Origin of the sequence: Cyclobacterium roseum (assembly GCF_010119225.1) — a bacterium.
Lineage (GTDB): Bacteria > Bacteroidota > Bacteroidia > Cytophagales > Cyclobacteriaceae > Cyclobacterium > Cyclobacterium roseum.
The window spans coordinates 1-18,885 of record NZ_WNKF01000028.1 but is presented as its reverse complement, the minus strand read 5'-3'; the positions used below and the strand labels follow the sequence as shown (position 1 = coordinate 18,885).

At 39.2% G+C, this 18,885-nt stretch carries 13 protein-coding genes and 1 tRNA gene; 9 read left to right on the top strand and 5 right to left on the bottom strand.

What is annotated here, in order from left to right:
- Positions 1-133: 133 nt before the first annotated feature.
- Genes GJQ68_RS22575 through GJQ68_RS22565 form a run of 3 tightly spaced genes read left to right on the top strand, consistent with a single transcriptional unit; the run spans position 134 to position 3,057 of the window.
- Positions 134-907, top strand: coding sequence for a PASTA domain-containing protein (locus GJQ68_RS22575; RefSeq protein WP_162419532.1), 774 nt, complete (start codon positions 134-136; stop codon positions 905-907).
- Positions 907-2,745, top strand: a complete 1,839-nt coding sequence (locus tag GJQ68_RS22570) for a T9SS type A sorting domain-containing protein (RefSeq protein ID WP_162419531.1) — start codon at positions 907-909, stop codon at positions 2,743-2,745. Before GJQ68_RS22575 ends, GJQ68_RS22570 begins: the two co-directional genes overlap by 1 nt.
- A gap of 3 nt (positions 2,746-2,748) precedes the next feature.
- Positions 2,749-3,057, top strand: coding sequence for a rhodanese-like domain-containing protein (locus tag GJQ68_RS22565; protein WP_162419530.1), 309 nt, complete (start codon positions 2,749-2,751; stop codon positions 3,055-3,057).
- Positions 3,058-3,933: 876 nt separating this feature from the next.
- Here the strand turns inward: GJQ68_RS22565 and GJQ68_RS22560 are convergent.
- Positions 3,934-5,043, bottom strand: coding sequence for a site-2 protease family protein (locus GJQ68_RS22560; RefSeq protein WP_162419529.1), 1,110 nt, complete (start codon positions 5,041-5,043; stop codon positions 3,934-3,936).
- Positions 5,033-5,665 (bottom strand): HAD family hydrolase, encoded by a 633-nt coding sequence (locus tag GJQ68_RS22555; RefSeq protein WP_162419528.1) that lies wholly within the window; start codon positions 5,663-5,665, stop codon positions 5,033-5,035. Before GJQ68_RS22555 ends, GJQ68_RS22560 begins: the two co-directional genes overlap by 11 nt.
- 256 nt (positions 5,666-5,921) lie before the next feature.
- Between GJQ68_RS22555 and GJQ68_RS22550 the strand changes: the two genes are divergently transcribed.
- From GJQ68_RS22550 to GJQ68_RS22525, 6 genes are all read left to right on the top strand, one after another.
- A tRNA-Ile gene (locus GJQ68_RS22550) sits at positions 5,922-5,998 on the top strand.
- 773 nt (positions 5,999-6,771) lie between these two features.
- Complete coding sequence (locus GJQ68_RS22545) at positions 6,772-6,927, top strand: helix-turn-helix domain-containing protein (RefSeq protein ID WP_317174470.1); 156 nt, start codon at positions 6,772-6,774, stop codon at positions 6,925-6,927.
- Complete coding sequence (locus GJQ68_RS22540; RefSeq protein WP_162419527.1) at positions 6,917-8,983, top strand: HsdM family class I SAM-dependent methyltransferase; 2,067 nt, start codon at positions 6,917-6,919, stop codon at positions 8,981-8,983. Before GJQ68_RS22545 ends, GJQ68_RS22540 begins: the two co-directional genes overlap by 11 nt.
- Positions 8,980-10,347: a restriction endonuclease subunit S gene (locus GJQ68_RS22535; protein WP_162419526.1), complete on the top strand. Its 1,368-nt coding sequence runs from the start codon at positions 8,980-8,982 to the stop codon at positions 10,345-10,347. Before GJQ68_RS22540 ends, GJQ68_RS22535 begins: the two co-directional genes overlap by 4 nt.
- On the top strand, positions 10,344-14,072 hold the full coding sequence (locus tag GJQ68_RS22530) for a DEAD/DEAH box helicase family protein (RefSeq protein WP_162419525.1): 3,729 nt from the start codon (positions 10,344-10,346) through the stop codon (positions 14,070-14,072). Before GJQ68_RS22535 ends, GJQ68_RS22530 begins: the two co-directional genes overlap by 4 nt.
- Positions 14,073-14,612: 540 nt before the next feature.
- A complete protein-coding gene (locus GJQ68_RS22525) occupies positions 14,613-15,242 on the top strand; it encodes a recombinase family protein (RefSeq protein WP_162419524.1) in 630 nt (209 codons plus the stop codon).
- Between the two features lie 230 nt (positions 15,243-15,472).
- Here GJQ68_RS22525 and GJQ68_RS22520 read toward each other — a convergent pair whose 3' ends face one another.
- The 3 genes from GJQ68_RS22520 to GJQ68_RS22510 all read right to left on the bottom strand — a co-directional run bounded on the left by GJQ68_RS22520 (position 15,473) and on the right by GJQ68_RS22510 (position 18,689).
- A complete protein-coding gene (locus GJQ68_RS22520) occupies positions 15,473-16,687 on the bottom strand; it encodes a pentapeptide repeat-containing protein (protein ID WP_162419523.1) in 1,215 nt (404 codons plus the stop codon).
- A gap of 165 nt (positions 16,688-16,852) precedes the next feature.
- On the bottom strand, positions 16,853-18,085 hold the full coding sequence (locus tag GJQ68_RS22515) for a Shedu immune nuclease family protein (RefSeq protein ID WP_162419522.1): 1,233 nt from the start codon (positions 18,083-18,085) through the stop codon (positions 16,853-16,855).
- 175 nt (positions 18,086-18,260) lie between these two features.
- Positions 18,261-18,689, bottom strand: a complete 429-nt coding sequence (locus GJQ68_RS22510; RefSeq protein ID WP_162419521.1) for a hypothetical protein — start codon at positions 18,687-18,689, stop codon at positions 18,261-18,263.
- Positions 18,690-18,885 lie beyond the last annotated feature (196 nt).

Below are 18,885 nucleotides of genomic sequence, written 5' to 3'. Positions count from 1 at the left end.
TACGACGGCGTTTTATCAGAAAAATAACCGGTTTCATTCGGCATCTTCTAAAAATATAACCGTAATTTGCCGGTAAGTAGGGAGGCTCCTAGGGGCTATTCCTGAAGTACAGCGGCATTAGGTTCAACCAACTATGAGTGAATTAAAAACAGGATTAAAAAAAGTAGGCATCCACCTGCTGGCAATCATGGGGATTGCCTTTGCGCTTTTGTTTGTCTTTTTTAAAATTTATTTACCAGGGTACACCCATCATGGGGAGTCGGTGACGGTGCCCGATCTGGAGGGGTTTGATTTTGAAGAGGTTCAGTCTTACCTGGAGACCAGGGGCTTGGTACTGGAAATCACACCCGATAGTGGTTTTGTAGCGGAGGCCGATCCGTTGGAGGTTTTGAAGCAAAACCCCAAACCCGGTTCGAAGGTGAAGCAGGATCGGAAGATTTACGTGACGCTGAATGCCAAAAATGCTCCCATGGTACGGATGCCCAACCTGGTAAACACACCGCTAAAAAATGCACAGGAAATCCTGGCTAATTTTGGATTGGTAAGAGGCGATATCGTGTATGTTCCGGATATTGGTCTGAATGCGGTATTGGAGCAAAAGTACCGGGGAAGGGAAATCAAGGAAGGTTTTGAGATTCCCAAAGGGTCGCAGATAGATTTGGTCGTAGGAGATGGATTGGGCAACCAAATTCTGGAAATGCCCAATATTATTGGAATGGATGACGTGGAGGCCGAATTTCTGATTCTCGGATCCGGTCTGAGTATGGGCAACATCAATTTCGTGGAAACAGACACCGTGCCGAAAGGAACGGTCATAAGACAATTGCCGCCCCCTGGTCTGGATATGAAAACCGGCGAGCGGGTTGACGTGTGGGTATCCAAACTTTCCGATGAAATAAATTTTTAATGGCCCAAAGAGGAATAGTTGGTTTTTTTTGTTGCCTGCTGATTTGCTTTGCCTTTCAGAATAAAACGCAGGCTCAATTCCACCAGTTACCCCTTTCCCGCAGCCAACCTGAAACGAAATCGGCTTCTTCACAGCTAAGGGTGCAGCAGGAGATGGCAAGCCTGCCGTTTTGGGATGATTTCTCCAACGGTGAAATCTCAGCAGACAAGTGGCTGTCTAAAGGCACCCTTCATTCCTACACCATTGGGAATAATCCACCTTCCCTGGGAATGGTTTTTCTAGACGGCATGGATGCCGGCGGTAATCCGTATTCCCGAAGCCGGTTGGAAAACGGAGAGGGAGACGAATTGCAATCCCTACCCATAGACCTTTCCGGACTGGATGCGGAAGATCAAAGCAGCTTATTCATTAGTTTTTTCTGGCAGGCCGGGGGAAAAGGGGAAATGCCGGATTCCCAGGATGCGCTGGTGCTTTCTTTTTTAGATTCCGAGGGCAATTGGATTTCTGCCTGGACACAGGAAGGAGGAGAGGAGCTTTCCACTGACGGTTTTCAGCAGGCTATTTTGCCGGTACCAGCGGCATTTCAGCATGCAAATTTCCAATTTAAATTTACGCAGTCGGGCAGGCTATCGGGACCATTTGACACCTGGATACTGGATTATATTCTGTTGAACACGGGGCGGGATGAACAGGATTTGTTTACCAATGACCGCAGTCTTACCCGCCTTCCCGGCAGTCCGTTTGCGCCCTATTATGCCATTCCCTATTTTGAATTTGATCCGGAAATGGTTTCGGGCACCATCCAAAATCAATTTAACAACCTGGCCAACCGCTTTCGGGCCATGGAGTATACGGTGGAGCTGCGGGATCTGGCTACCGGAGATTTAATCGCAAGGCCGGACCAGAATACCCCGGTCAACCCGGTAGCTCAGGCAGGAGAGCGAAGAGATTTTCTCAGCACCCTCCCGGATGACCTGGAGCTGATAGCAGACAATGCCTTTGATCTTGAGATTGCCGTGGAGTTGCTTGCGGGAGATGAATTTTTGGTGGCCTCCATTGAGGGACAGGATACGGTTTTTAGTGAAGCAGTGGATTTCAGGGTAAACGATACCAGCAGCATCCTAATCCCTTTCCGGGATTATTATGCCTATGACAACGGCCACGCAGACTATGCCGCCGGGATCAACCAAAGAGGAGGTATGCTGGCGCTGGAGTACACCGCTTTGAACCCGGGCTACCTGAGCGGCATCAGCATTAATTTCACCAATCTGGCTCAAAGGGGCAATGCCATTGAATTAATGGTCTGGGATTCCTTGGAGAACGAGCCGCTGTTGCGTCAAGAGGTGCTTATTCCGGAAGATGACGGGTTGGCTTCCTTTGCCTATTTCCCTATTGATACCAATATTTTGGTGCAGGACACCTTTTATGTGGGATTTGCCCAATACTCCAATGATTACCTGCACGTAGGCCTGGATAAGAGTGGTGATACCGGTGAAAAGGTGCATTTCAATGTGCTTGGATCCTGGCAGCAAAACGAAGAGGTCTCCGGGAACCTGATGATTCGCCCGCATCTAAGTCAGGTGCCCGTTCAGGAGAATCCCGAAGAAACAGACCCGGAAGCCCGCCTCTATCCCAATCCGGTAATAGATCGATTGCGGATCAGCGGGCAGGTTACCGGAGTAGCCGTTTTTGATTTTCAGGGACGGGAGATAAAAGTACCCCAGGAAGGGGATAAAAATGGGGAAATTCTTAATTTTACAGGCGTTCAAAAAGGAATGTATTTAATCAAATTTATACAGGGTGAACGTTCCTTCACCAAAAGAATAATAGTCAAATAAGCCATGGAAGATATAGAAGTAGACGAACTAAAAGCACGGTTGGATAAAAACGAAAAGTTTGTTTTCATCGATGTTCGCGAAGAATATGAATACGAAGATGATAACCTGGGAGCCTGGCTCATACCCCTGGCCCAGTTGCCGCATAAATTAGCTGATTTGGAAGCCCATAAAGAAGAGGAAATCATCATCCACTGCCGTTCCGGTGCCAGAAGTGGCAATGCCAAGCAATTTCTGGAAAGCAAAGGTTTTCCCAAGGTCAGGAATGTGTTGGGAGGGATTCTGGCTTACCGGGAATTGGAAGAAGAGGACTGAAAATTTCGTATGGTCTCCATTTAAAAGGCTGATTTAATGATGGTTATGTAAGTAAATCCCCCTTACCCCCTTATTAAGGGGGATTAGTTTACAATCCAATTAATGTGTTCGATATTTATTGCTGAATTGGAAAAGGTTAGTGCTGTCCATTATGTACGACAACGGGCTAGAATTTACGCACATAAAATCCGATCGTTGACGAAATCCCCCTTTTTTAAAGGGGGCAAGGGGGATTTTTTCGACGGCCTCATTATTTAATACGCTGATTTATTGATAGTTACATAAGTAAATCCCTCCCGACATGGGTCGGGACAGGCTCTCGCCCCCTTGATAAGGGGGAATTGTACTGTTCGGGATTACGGAATTTAGTAACCTTGGCGTTTTTTAGCCCGATTGCATTACCCAATTTCAGCAAAAAATCACATTTTCAGCAAATCCCCCTTACCCCCTTATTAAGGGGGATTAGTTCACAATCCAATTAATGTGTTCGATATTTATTGCTGAATTAGAAAAGGTCAGTGCTGTCCATTATGTACGACAACGGGCTAGAATTTACGCACATAAAATCCGATCGTTGACGAAATCCCCCTTTTTTAAAGGGGGAAAGGGGGATTTTTTCGACGGCCTCATTATTTAATACACGGATTGATTGATACTTACGTAAGTAAATCCCCCTTACCCCCTTATTAAGGGGGATTAGTTCACAATCCAATTAATGTGTTCGATATTTATTGCTGAATCGGAAAAGGTCCGTACTGCTCACAATGTACGGCAGCTATCTGGAATTTACGTACCTAGAAAACCGACCGTAAACGAAATCCCCCTTTCCTAAAGGGGGCAAGGGGGATTTTTTCGAGGATTTCAAATATATAAACACTACTCAATCACGAACGGTCTGGGGATAAAGCAGAGGATAAAAATCAGAATAGCAATCCATCCCAGGATTTTTCTTTTTTGGTCCAAGGGTCGGCCATCCGGTACTTCGGGATGATTGATCCCCAAAACCCTACCAATTAGAAAGGCAAATAACAACCATCCCGAATAGCCCTGAATACCCGGATAAAAACTGACCAGGGTGTATTGAATCGCCGCCATGCCCAAAGCGATTATCCATTGGTTGGTATTCGAGATTCCTGCTTTTCGAAAGCATATATAAAGAAAGCCGATGTAAAGAGGCAGGGCAAAAATCAGGTAATTCAGGTCCTCGTAGGGGCTGATGACCCCCAATCCGGCAAAAAACAAAAACAAGGTATAGGCCAGCAGCGACAGTTGTTTATGGTGCTTTGGCAAAATCCCAAATACAACGTGGCCACCGTCTAGTTGCCCGATGGGAAGCAGGTTAAGGGCCGTAAAGAATAAAGCCAGGTAGCCGGCAAACAGGTAGGGGTAATGGATCACTTCTGCCATGTCCGGCATTCGTTCCGGGTCGGCCAGTGTTTCCTGCATGATCCAGAAAAGCAGGTTGTAGCCCAGCTGGATATCCATCACGTTTTCATCTGCCTCTTTATCATAGCGAGGGTCTGCATATTCCGGGTGAATTTCATAAATATAGGATGCCTCCGGAAGGGTCGTAAACCCATAGATAAGCACGGCTAATGCCATAACGAAGCCTGCCAAAGGACCGGCTACCCCGATATCAAAGAATTTTTTACGGGAACCCACCTGGCTTTTCATCTGTATTACCGCTCCAAAGGTACCGATGGAAGGCGCTCCGATAAAGCCCAGCCAGGCCGGTATAAAGAAGGGTAGGGAAGAGCGGACTTTATGGTAAATGGAGGTGAACAAATGACCCATTTCGTGAATAAACAAAATCCCCAGAAAGGGAATGGAAAATTGCAGCGAAAGGAGAAAAAACTCCCAGGTAAGCGGCTTTTCATCCGAAAGCACGCTTCTGCCATACAGCCATTCCCCGCCCGCAAGTGTGGTGGCAATTAGGGTCAAAAATAAGAGTAATCCGTGTTTTAGGTAGTCCCTGTTACTGTACATCCTGAAAAAAATTGATAAGTGCTTTAGGGTGATCGATATGAAAGGTTTTAAGTCCAACCTTTTCGGCGCCCAAAAGGTTTTCTTTGAGGTCATCAAAAAACAAGCATTGTTCGGGTTTGGCCCCCAGCGTTTGAAGCACCGATTGGTAGATGGCTTCGCCGGGTTTTCTCAGGCCCATTTCATGGCTTAAAAACAAATGCTCAAACAAATGGGGCCAGGCATTTTCCGGCAGTTGGTTTACAAAGGCCTGTTCGACGACCTTAAAATGGATGGAATTGGTATTGCTGAGCATAAACAGGGGGTACTTTTGTTTGAGTTTCAGCAGCAGGTCCAGCCTTTCCTGGGGGATGGCCACCAGCAGGCTGTTCCACACCTCATCGATCCAGGCATCTTCCCAATCGGCCGAGAAATATTCCCTTACCCCATTTCTAAAGGCCGCCTCATCTATGTTGCCGGTTTCCAGGTCATAGTGGATGGGAGAAACCATAAAATCCTTTACCAGGGCATGCTTATCCCCGGGTAGTTTGGCATACAACTTATCAAAAGTCCGTTGGTAGTCAATATCATAGATGACATTTCCCAGATCAAAGATTAAAAATTGGATTTCCGGATGGTCTTTCATGTGTTTATAATTATTTTTTAATGGCCACATAGCCTGTCCCGATCCTTAATCGGGAGAATCTCGCATGCTTTATAATCATCCGACTGTGTGACGTTTTCCTCATGCTCGATTTCATGAAGATATATGTTGTGAAATTAAAATCAAATATGTAACATTGCAGTCCCAAAAGCAAGGTAAAATGATCAAAAAAAGCGGTATTTTAAGCTTTAAAGGCTTGGTTAGTAGTTTGCTTCGGGGATAGAAAATAAAATAGAATGGGCCTATAACTCAGTTGGTTAGAGTATCTGACTCATAATCAGAAAGTCCCTGGTTCGAGCCCAGGTGGGCCCACCAAAAGCCTCTTTACAGACCGTAGAGGGGCTTTTTCATGATATGTAACACCATTTGTAACAGTTTTGATTTTTAAGTTACCCATTTTTAAAAAGGAAAGTAGGCGGTAATTATTTCCGATGCAAAACTTACTTAGTTCAGGTGGTCAGGTAGTAGTGAGTAATTAACTCAAGTTAAGGATTGTAAGAAGCCGTTAGCTAATAAGTTACGCAAAAGTTTGACCAAAATGTTGTACGGGTAGTTTAGATTTAATTTTAATCACCCCCCATCATTTAACAATAAAGAGAGCTAGAGATTAAATTTTGTGGCTTTTTTTTTGCCGTCGATGGCATACAACTAGGTAGGGAGAGTCTTCACTGGGGTTTGCTATGCCAACCCACTAGCAAAATAGAGTTTCTCCGTAAGGTTGAACCTAGTGGCCTTTTTTAAATAGCTTATGGCACAAAAAATTGCCAAATTCAAGTTTTGACCATTTAAGTAAGTTTGGTGCAAGCCGAAAAGAAAATGTTTCGAAAATCGCCAAAGGTTATATTCGCAAACCGTTGTTGCTTCATGCTAAAAATGCACACCTCACATTCAAGCATATTTGTTGCTCCTTATCTCAGCAACAAAAGAGTTTGCCCTTACCCCACCCACCTGAAAACTGAAAGACTATTTTTATACTCACTCTATGAGACATAAAATAATTACGTGTATTTTAGCAACCTGAATAAAATTCCTCAAAAATGAACCGAATTAAGAAGGTTTTAGAAAAGAAAGGAATCAAATAAATTTGGTTGGCTGAGAAACTTGGGAAGAGCTACAACATGGTAAACTCATATGCCCAAAACAGACGACAACCAAGCTTGGAAGACCTTTACAAGATTGCTGAAATCTTGGACGTAGAAATTGATGAATTACTTGTAAAACGAGATAAAAACAATGAGCAATAACATACTCAAACACGAATCAGACGTTTGGAAAACTGCAGACCTGTTAATTGGTGCAGGTATAAAACAATCAGACTTTCCAAAGTACATGATGCCATTCTTCGCTCTTATTATGGTTGAGAGTAGGTTGATTCGTGAATCAAAAAGATTGGAAGAAGAAATTGGAAAAGACAACATTGACGATTTTGTTGAAATATTCCAGCTCGAAGGGCTTGGTTATAACGACTATGCTATTAGAAAAGGAAAGACCTTAAAAATAATTTGTCAAAACGATAAAACCTTTGACGTTGATTTTTATACGTATTTGAATTCTTTCGATCCTGAAACACAATACTTGTTAGGCGTTAATAAAGGAACTGACGAAGAAAAGTTTCTCGACATTTCAGGAGTTGCCGGACTACTCAAGAAGAAAGATATTCTTTTTGATTCAGTAAAGGCTTGGAGTGAAATTGACCTCACTCCATTTAACAACTCTGAGATAACTACACTTGAAGAACACATTAAAAGAAGATGGGCTGATATTTCTGCTGAAACTGCAGGGGAACAATATACCCCTGAAGATATCATTGACCTGATTACAGAAATTATTACTTCAAAACTTGAAGACAATGATAAATTCCTGACGATTTACGACCCAACATGTGGTGGTGCGAACCTGCTCTTTGGCGTTGAAGACAAGATTCAACAAAAATTTAATCGACCAACCAAAACACACGGTGACGAATGGAACGACACCTTATACGCTTTGGCAAAAATTGAAAGCCGTTTTAGAAATGACAGTGAGATAAAGCATGGAAATACCCTGACCAGCATTTTTCACATTGAAAAGAAATTTGACATTGTTGTTGCAAATCCACCTTATGGAGTTGATTGGAAAGGCTACAAAAAAGATATTGAGAATGACACAACAGAAAGGTTTGTGGATCTTCCTTCTATTTCTGACGGTCAATTCCTTTTTACACAGCACATTTTACACCACTTAGCTGATGACGGTTTATCAGTTGTGGTTCACAACGGCTCAACTCTTTTTAGTGGTGACGCAGGTGGCGGGGAAAGCAATATTCGAAAACACTTTTTTGACGAAGATTGGGTAGAAGCCATTATCCAAATGCCAGCAGATGAATTCTTCAACACGGGAATTTATACCTACTTATGGATTTTCAACAAAAATAAGCCAGCCGCCAGAAAGGATAAATTAATTCTAATTGATGGCAGCAACCTTTGGAAGCAACTCAAAAAGAGCAAGGGTAAAAAGCGCAGGCAAATGAACCCTGACCACCGAGCTGAAATTGTCAAAGCTTTCACCAAATTTGAAGACAATGATTTTGCCAAGGTCTTTGATAAATGGCATTTCTACTACAACAAGCAGTCTATCATGTTGACCAATGTGGATGAAGATGGCAATATTATAGAAATGCCCACCAAAACGAACAGCACTGGTGATGTGGTAGAAGCCAAATCTATAAAGCCCAACCCGAGTAAGCTGACTTATAGATTAAACGATGAAGCCCATGAAATCACTGAATTTGTCATAGAAGATTTTGAAGACGACAACTGCAAAAACCTAAAGGAATACTACGACCAGGTATTCAAAACCATTATTGCCAATATCGACTACAAAGAATCAAACTTAACAGTGGTTTCAAAGGGTGTTACCCATTGGTACGATACCGACAAGGAAACAATAATTGAAGATGACGGAGAACAAACCGCCTTAGGTTGTGGCAAAATTGTAGTGAAAGCGAGTTACAAGAAAGCAACCAAAACCAAAAAAGAACACATTGCCATTGCGGTTGAGCTAACCAAAGACTTGGAAAAGGACTATGAGATTATCCCTTACAGCCCAGATGAAGCCACCAACCAACAAAACATTCAAGACTTCATGGCAAAGTTCGTTACCCGACCTTTTGAATATTTAGACAACGTAATTGGTGTTGAACTCAACTTCAATAAAATTTTCTACCAGCCTGAAAAGCTGAGAACGGTAGAAGAAATCACAGGTGACATTAATGCTTTGGAAAAGGATTTGAAAAGTTTAGAAGCTGAATTGGCCTTATGATGAAATACGATACTTATAAGGAAAGTGAAATTGATTGGTTAGCTGATGTTCCTGAACATTGGACAAATCACAGAATTGATTGGGTTGCTGCTATTGTTAGGGGCAATACAGGCTTTAAAAGAGATGAGTTACTCGATGATGGCGAGTATGTGGCATTACAGTATGGGAAAACATATAAAGTTGATGTAGTTGACAATGACTTTAATTTCTTTGTGAATAGTGAATTCTATAAAAAAAGTCAGGTCGTCTCTCAAGGAGATACTATCTTAATTTCAACCTCTGAGACTATTGAAGATTTAGGCCATTCCTGCTATTACAATAGAGATGATTTAGGTTTATTAGGTGGAGAGCAAATACTATTGAAGCCTAATAACAAACTTCTAAACGAAAAATATCTTTATTACTTCTCAAAAAAGTTTTGCGCTGAATTAAAAAGGTATGCTACAGGATTAAAGGTTTTTAGGTTTAATACAGACGACCTAAAACAACTCTCTCTTGTTATACCGCCAATTGAAGAACAAAACGCCATAGCCCAATACCTTGATACTAAAACCCAAGCCATTGACAAGAAAGTAAAGCTGCTTGAGCAAAAAATAGACTATTACAAAGAGTTGCGAAAATCGCTAATCAATGATGCCGTAACCATAGGGTTGGATAAAACGGTTGAACTGAAATCAACTGAAATCGGAATAGAAGTACCTAAGAAATGGAAAAGATTCCGCCTCAAGGATATTGGGAAACTATACAGCGGTTTATCAGGCAAAAGTGGTGATGACTTTAGACAAGACGACCACCCAGAAAATAAAGGATTCATTCCATTTACGAACATTGCAGCTAACACCTATATATCAGAAGATAATCTTGGTAAAGTCGTTGTAGTACCCATAGAAAAGCAGAACAAGGTGAAAAAAGGAGATATTTTCTTTCTAATGAGTTCTGAAGGTTATGATGATATTGGCAAATCTTCTGTACTTGATTTTGACTTAGACGAAACTTACTTAAACAGTTTTTGCAAAGGTTTTAGATTGCAATCTAAAGAGTGTAACTCTCACTTCATTAATTATTTACTACAGTCAGATAATTACCGACAGTTATTGATAATAGAAGGTAAAGGATTTACACGAATCAATCTTAAAATGGAAAAAATAAATGACTTCTTAGTTTACTTGCCCTCAACTAGAGAAGAACAAACAGAAATCGCTAAATATCTATACCAACAAACAGCAACCATTGACAAAATCGTTAAAAACACTTTGGAGCAAATAGACCGCTTGAAAGAGTTGCGAAAATCCTTAATCAATGATGTGGTGACGGGTAAAATACGGGTATGTGAGCCAATCCAAAACAATAATGTAGAAGCATGAAGGAATTAGACTTACAAGACAAATACCTGATTAACTTTTTGTGTAAGCGGTCAGATGGCCTGCAATACAATGAAGCAAAGGCCAATACAGTTTCGTCTAATTTCTTTGTGATTGAAGACCTTAAACAATTTCTATCAGAAACCGAACTAAACAAAGCCAATTACAAAAAGCTACTCCGCAAGTTCGATTCAGAAAAAGACTTCTTCACAGCATTCACGGCTTTTCTAGATGAGCGCATTAGCTCTTCTATGAACATGGCCATTTTCATTAACAACAACCAATCGGTAACCTTTGAAGGAACAAAATTGCATTTGTTCTACCCGAGCGGAACAGAAACCCACGGAGACAAACTCTTCAATGAGAATATTTTCTCTGTTGTTCAGGAACTCCCTTACACCTTTAAGCACAAAGACAAACAACTTTTTTCATTTCGCCCAGACCTTACGTTCTTTATCAATGGAATTTACCTAGGTTATAGTGAGCTTAAAAGCAATTACAACAACCAGAGCGCACGAAAAAACGGAAGAAAGAAAGTTGCCAAAGATTACCTGACCGCAGTTCAGGAGTACTTGCAAATTGCCAAAAGCAATGACCTAAATCAGTCCATTAGAAAGCGGTTTTTAAAGATATTTGAAAAAGCCATTCATATTACGGCAACCGATATCAATGAAACCTTTGTAATCAGAACCATTGCCAACCATTTTGACGAGATAAAGTCAACGGTAAATACAGGAAGCTATGATTTTGAAACCTATGAAAAGAAGGTTTTCAATGATTTTAAGCCTTATCCACTACGAGAAAAGCATGAAGTAAAAACACAGCGTTTTGAAGAAGTATTCAAAGCACTGTACGAAAAGAGAATGATTGAAAAAGAAATTCTCTACTACAACTTCATAGAGCGTGAACTCATTAAAAAAGAAGGCAGCAAAACCAAAGAGTACAAACACAATGACGGTAGGTTAATTGCTCCCAGACCCAAGCAAAAATTTGGAACCGATAAAGTACTCAGCAAGATTGATGAGTTCTTGGCTCATGAAAACGAACCTGACTATTTTCTGAAAAAACTAGAAGTAGAATTAAAAGAAAGGGGCTTGGGTGAAGAACAGATCAAAGAATTAGTTCACAAAAGGAGTAAGTACCAAAACAACAAAAACGTTTATTCCCTGCTCTTGCAATATGCAGCGGGCTTTGGAAAGAGTAATATCATTGGTTGGACGGCACTCCAACTCAAGGACCTAAGGCGTAATGATGCTTATGTCTATGACAAAATCATGTTGGTTGTTGACCGTCTTCAGCTAAGAGACCAGCTCGATAGTAAAATGCACAACATGAACATTCAAAAAGGGATGTTCATTGAAGCCTCAGACAAAAAGAGTTTTACCAGGGCACTTACTAGCGATAAAAGAATTGTAGTTGTCAATGTTCAGAAGTTCTCTTCTATCACTGATATAGTTGATACCGACTTGACGGCAAAGCTTTCAAAGCTCCGAATCGCATTTCTAATTGATGAAATTCATAGAAGTCAAAGTGGTGTGCAGCATTCTGAAATGGTAAGCGTATTTGATGAATTGCAAGCAAGTTTTGACAATAGCGAAGCGTATAAGAAGCGAGCAACCAAGAAAAACCTAATTGTAGGTTTCACTGCAACACCAAGCGATCATACCCTTGCACGCTTTGGAGAGTACAATAAATACGCAGAAGCAGAAAAAATTTGGATTCCTTTTGATAGCTACACCATGAAGGAAGCCATAATGGACGGTTATATCCTTAACCCCATTAAAGGCATAGTTCCAGTTTCAGCCAAAATGTTCTTTGAGATACCCGACAATGAATTAGCAGGATTTGAAGGTGATACAGGTTATGAAGAAATACCTGACAATACTGACACAGGTATTGATGAAGAAGGCAAAAAATACGCTATCAGGAAAAAGAGAATTTACGGCAACCCTGAACGTATTGAAGCTATTTCAAAGTTCACTGCCAAACGACTAGTTACAGCCGTTTATCCAAACATTCGGGGTACTGCAAAGGCAATGTTTGCGGCTTCCTCCATTCCTGCGGCTATCAAGTACAAAGGCTTTATTAAGAAATATTTCAATGAATTAGTCCAAGAGCAGAAATACGAGCGATTTAAGGATGCACCGATTTACATTGTCTATTCTGATAGTCAAGACCACCAAAGTAGCAGCAGTCTGAATGAAGGGTTCAGTGAGAAATCTGTGCTTCAGAGTTTCAAACTCGCCAAAAATGGTTTAATCATAGTTGTTGATAAGCTCCAAACAGGCTTTGATGAACCAAAGCTCCACACGCTTTTTCTTGACAAAGAAATCAGGGGAATCAATGCCATTCAGACCATTTCAAGGGTAAACAGAACTGCCAAATATAAGAACGATTGTAAGATCGTAGACTTCTCCTATAAGAATGTCAATGTCAAGAATATCAAAACTGCTTTTGAACATTTCAGCAATGTAGTTGTCTCAGATTTTGACCCTTTAGGCGATGAAGAAAAATTGGGGGTATATTATGGCGAGCTAAAAGCACATAGCCTGTATGAAGGTAATTTTAAAAAGTTTGAGCAATACCAAAAGGACAGCAAGGATATTTCGATTATTCTCAATTTGGAAGAAGCCATTGAACGTTATATCAATGCTTATCCAAAAGAAGCCAAACACCTTAAAAAAAAGGTTGGGACCTATTTCAAAATTCTAAACCTCATAGAATTTGTCATTGAGCTTAACCCAATTTACAGCAATGAAGTATTCCTTGAGTTTTGGAGAAAATACAACACTCTTTACAACCATATCAACAAGCCAGACGATATAATTGACGAGGTGGAAATCTACTTTGATAACAGAATCGGTATTGTTGCCCCAGGTGAAGAAAATGAGAAATCAAATAAGCCTAAGAATCCAAACCCCACAGATCCTGATTCACCCAATAAATACAAATACAACATTCTCAAGGTAATTGAGAAACGTAATCAGGAAGAAGAAGCTATTGCAGAGCTAATAAAAGATTTTGAAGATAAGATTGATGCCTTCTTCGCATATATCAAATCCGATAAAAATGGCAAACGCTTGGTTGCTAAAATCACGGACGGTGGTTCGGCATTTACCCAAGAAGAAATATATTCTGACTTCGAAAGGCTTTATAGAAAGTACACTATAATCAACAAAAACCTAGGTGACTTTTTTAAGAGTGAAACCAAAGACATTCTCAATCAACTCTGTGATGATTTTGAACTTGAATTAAAGAAAGTAAAGCCGCTTTATCCAGAAAGTGACACAGAATCAATTGCGGCAGAACCCTCAAATGAAGAAAATATGGAAGAAACAGGATTAATTGTCTCCCTGATTAGGGGTGCAATGCAAGCCATAACATTTTGGCAAGGTCAAAAAGACAGAGTCAAAGCAAAACAAGCTTTGGTTGAAGCTAAGTCTACGAAAACAGAACTAAGCACTGTTGAAGAAGGCGTTAGACTACAAAGCTTGATTCCAAAATCAACTCTCGATTTAATGACCCAAAGAGTTGACCATTGCTTCACGAATTATGAAGAAGTGTTAGACGATGAAAAATTTCTACCAAAGCAAATCGACAATGCAACCGTTGCTCTAATTGAATGTATCTGTTCTGAACTTAGAAGAATCAAACTGCTTAACGGAGACATGCCAACAACAACATTGAAAAAATATTGGGAACAATATGGATGTGAAAACATGGACTAAGCCAATCCTCCTCAAGAATTCCTACCGGATTAAGTAATGCTTTGATAGCCAATTGAATGGCTGCAATATATTTTCCTTTTTCCAATTGCTGGTAAGCTTATCTACTTTAACATTACTGGCGAATAATGAAAATATTACGGTTGAGGGTAAGTCATCCTAAGTCCTAAAAATTTCCAGCTATTTACCGACTATACTTGTTTCAAACTGAAAAGTACTAATGATAATCATTTGGATTAAGTACCCTTCATTAATGTAACGGTGGAGGGGCATTAATAAAAGAAATGATAAGTCAGCTTCATTTTTAGGTTAAATTTCATTAGTTAAACCATATAATACACAATTTAATGGAAACCATACATATGATTTAAGTACTTCTAAGGTTTTAAGGCCTTCCTCGTCATAAGGGAGGCTTTTTTCTTAATATTTTTATATACTATTTAAACCATCTACTAATTAATTGTTCATTTGCTTGTACGGCACGTTTTTGTACTGTACATTGCTACCTAATTAAACACTTGTTTAAAGGGTATAGGGTAAATTATGAAAGCAGTTGCATACACTAGGGTCAGCACATCAGACCAATCCACCAAGAGGCAGGTTAATGATTTAAAGCAGGTGGAGGGATTCCAAATTCAGAAGGTCTTTTCAGAAAATATCAGTGGGTTTTCCAAAAGTATGGAGGAGCGGATGGAATTGCAGAACATGCTCAAATATGTGAGGAAAGAGGGGATAGAATGTATCATGGTATCCGAGATTTCTCGCTTGGGGAGGAATACCAGAGAGACCCTTACATTGATCCATAACCTTGAGGAGGCAGGAATTTGCCTTTATATTCATAATTTGGGAATTACCCTTGGTGCAGATAGTGAGAAAGATAGGATATTCAACAAATTAATAATCACTATCATTTCAGATATTGCCAGGCTGGAATCCGAGAACCTTAGCTACCGGATAAAATCAGGCATTAAAAACAGAAAAAAGGAAGGGTTCGCAACAGGTAGGAGGGTGGGCTCAATAGAAAGCAGGGAAAAGTTTTTAAGCAAGCATAAGGATATTCAAAAATACCTTGCGCTTGGAAGGAGTTACCCTGAGATCGTAAAGCTTTGCCGATGTTCTATGAGTACCATACACAAAGTAAAAGGGGCATTGGTTGAAGTGGGAGAGGAGTAGCTCCCCCCTATAACCATAAAAAATAGGGTGGCCCCCTCCATTGGCTTTAAGGGTATCTGCAAACTTTGGCTTTTTTCAAACTTTTAAATTTGAGTCAAAGAGTTACTTTCCTATTACCTCAAAACGCAACCTACGATTCAGTGAACCCGTATACGAGACCCGTACCCTTGGTGGTGTGAGGGGCACTCCGCAGGCTTATGGCCTTCAACCATCCACTCGATTGGCAGCTTTTAATTTTTTCCATATTTTCTAAATGCTTGTATCGTTTGATAATACCCAAATCCAATAAACAACCTTCCAATGTATAAAATAACATATCCCCATATAAAATCTGAAATTCCAAAAGGCTTAAAATCCCATGAAGTAACATTTAAAAACTGAATAAAATATTTAATAGTATTTCCTATACTCTCTAAAGAAAATGCAAAAATTAATTCATCGGATATGCTTAAAAGGAATATACTATAAAAAATAAAAGTAGTTATTAAAGTGAAAGCCAATGCCCTCGACCAACTTGTTCCAAAGTTATTAGACCATTTATTAAACCACAAGATAATAAGGTCTCCAGTTTTTCGTGTCTCAGTTCTTGATTTCAATTCTTTACTATAGACTTCCATTTCATATTCGTGATATTTCAGTGCTTCAATGTTATTCCCTTCTCCTCGCAATTCTTGTTTTATTATTCTATACGATTCTCGAATACGCTTAAGGGCGACTAAATTAGTCGAGATAGCTGTCTGATTAATATTGTCAGTTTCATATAGCCATTGTTCCTCAGGAATAACAGGAGTAATTACCCCCCATACCTGTAAACGACACCAAAAGTTCGACCTAGAAATATCTAACGATTTTTTAAAAGTCGCATTTTCAAAACTTATAAATGTTTTCTCACCAACCTTGTTATACAAAAACTGAACTTGTCTATGAAAAGTAACATTTGAAAAAATGCTAATATTTAGAAAATCTGTAAGAAAAAAAGATTGCGTTTCTTTAAAATCAGAGTGATAGAAGTCAACTAAGTTATTAAAGGTTGTGTTTTCAAAATTAATAGGCGTTTCGAAATTTGAAAAATGAAATCTGCATTTTGATATAAATTCTGATTTTTTGAAACTTGTTTCCACATAGAAGTTGCAATTTCTAAAATCAACATTCATGTTAAATGTACAGTTGCTAAATATTACTTTTTTTTCAAAATCGCAATGGGATAAGTTTAATTCTTCATCTACTTCTTTATTGTCAAATTCAATAACGCTTTTAACCCTTATCCTAATATCAGGTGATACAGATTTTCTAATGAAAGAGAATAAATTGTAGAAATTTTCAAATGTAATAAATTGAGATTGATTAAATTCACAAACTTCTAAATATGAATCATTTGAATCAAAAAATATGTGATTTTTAAATGTGCTATTACTAATTAAATCTTTCTGTTCTTGAATTGTCATTTATGTTCTGTCTTTATTGCTGCCAACGTGTCGCAGTTAAGAGACGTGGGACTTTTCGAAGCATTTTCCTGTCCGCCTGTGACAAAGATAGCCACGAAGAACGAAACTTGCGGAAACCACTGACCGCCCCATGTTTTCTTAGGTGCTGTTGTGCTTAGTTATTTTTCAATTTTCTGTGATTTGGTCGTAATATTTATTCTTTTGGTTTTCAAGTCCTTCTAAAAGTTCATCATACAAGATAATGTCAATATTTTTTAGGGATTGTCTCAAAACTTTGAAGTCGTCTCTTTTTTCGTCCGAATCTAATTGGTCTGAATGTCCTGTGATTAAAATAGCTCTGGGTTTAACTACTTTAACTGAAATCCGTTCTTCACGACTAATATCTTCTGCAAGATTAGAAGCTTTTCTTTCAGCATTGAAAAGGTATTTTTCTGCCTGAACAATTGCCTTTACTGTACTGGTGTGCCAATAGTAATTTCCCCTATCTGTATCGGCAGCTAAAAGAGGGGTATCGGGTTTCTTAATTTCAAAAATATCGAGATAGCCTTTGGTGTCTATCATTCCAAAATCAACGTTTCGAGAACCCCGAAGAATGACATTAAGCTCAGGAAGAATTTTTACATATTTAGAGTCTAGTAGGAATAGGTTTTTCTTCAAGTATTTGCCCCAAAGATTCTCACTAATCCCATCTTCAAGATTTTTCTGAAACTCAGCGAGAATTCTATCAATAGCAATTGTGTCAACTTTAATCTTAGTTCTGGCAAGTTGAAGAAATTTATGACTATTACTCTGATATCGTTTATCGAGTAAATCAGCAATAAAACCTTCCATTTTATTGAGGTCATCAGGTGTAAAATGTTCAATAATATCCGAGTTAAGATTCCTTATAACATTTCGATATTGCTGTTGAGCTGTACTGGTACTTTCTTCGAACTTGTCAGGAAAATGGTTATAAAAGAAGCCATCAAGAATGTCATTCTTACTCTGAGAAGACTGATTGTTAACGACCAAAAATTGCTCTCTTAGAATTTTAAAGTCGTCATACTTAAGTGTCAGGTTGTAAGCTTCTTGATTCCTGACCTTTCGAATAGTAGTCGTCTTGTCTTTTGATATTTCTAAGCTCGCTATTGATTTGGTTTCTAGTTTTTTGTTAAGGTAATACTGTACTCCTTGTTTTATATAGCCGTTATTTGAAAAGTCATCCGGTAAATTTTCAAACCCATCTAGTGTAACTTCTGAAAGGAAAAAATCATTCTCCTTTGGATAAAACATAATAGTCTTTGTTCGCTTATTAATCCGAAAGGCCAATCGTCTTGATTCGGGGTCTTCTTCTTCGGTGACCCAAATCTCAACTATGTTTCTATTGACGTTCTGTCTTTCAGATTGATATTTTCCCATCAGTTTGTTTTTTAATTAAGCACAACGGTTTGGCGCTGGCGAAGAATCGGATTTGGAAGCACTATACTGTCTGCCAGCACTGAACTTGATATGAAGCACAAAGCTTCATTTAAGCACTGAACCCGCTTTTTTGCCAAACTCCTGTTAGCACCAGGTTTTCTTTCGGTCGGCAATGTCAAGTCCATAAAATTGCTGGATTTACTAAATTCAAATCTTTAAAGTCCGGCTTATACCAGTCAACATTTGAATTGCCTGTCAATGATTTTTCTTTACGATTTATTTCTATGAAATATAAATTCTCGTCTGTCTGTGGTTGGCCGTAAGAAAACCATTTCCAATATATTTTGTCAGCCAAACCAATTGTCAGTTTGTTCTCAAACTCAGAAATGTCTTGCGGATTGAAAATTGATAATGTTTCTTTTTCGTTAAAATTCAAGGTCAAAGTATTTGTTGCACTGTCGAAAGTCACAAATTCCAGGTGGTGATAATTGTCGTATGGTCTACCGAACCAATGTCCATAAAAACATAAAGAACCGCCTTTTACTTGTCCTTGTTTCTTATTGTATTTTTCAACAAATTCTTCTGTCAATAATTTCGCTACCAAAGTTTCTGTTTGTTTTTTGTCTTCCGATTTTTTTGATACAAAGTCGATATAAAATAAGTCCTGTTATAATTGCTCCTATGGTTATTACTGTCGTCATAAAATTGGTGCTAACTTGTTTATTCCTACCAGTTTATCGTCACTTGTAGTCGGTAATTGAATATGCACCAAAAATGGTAATTAGGAATGCACCAAAAAT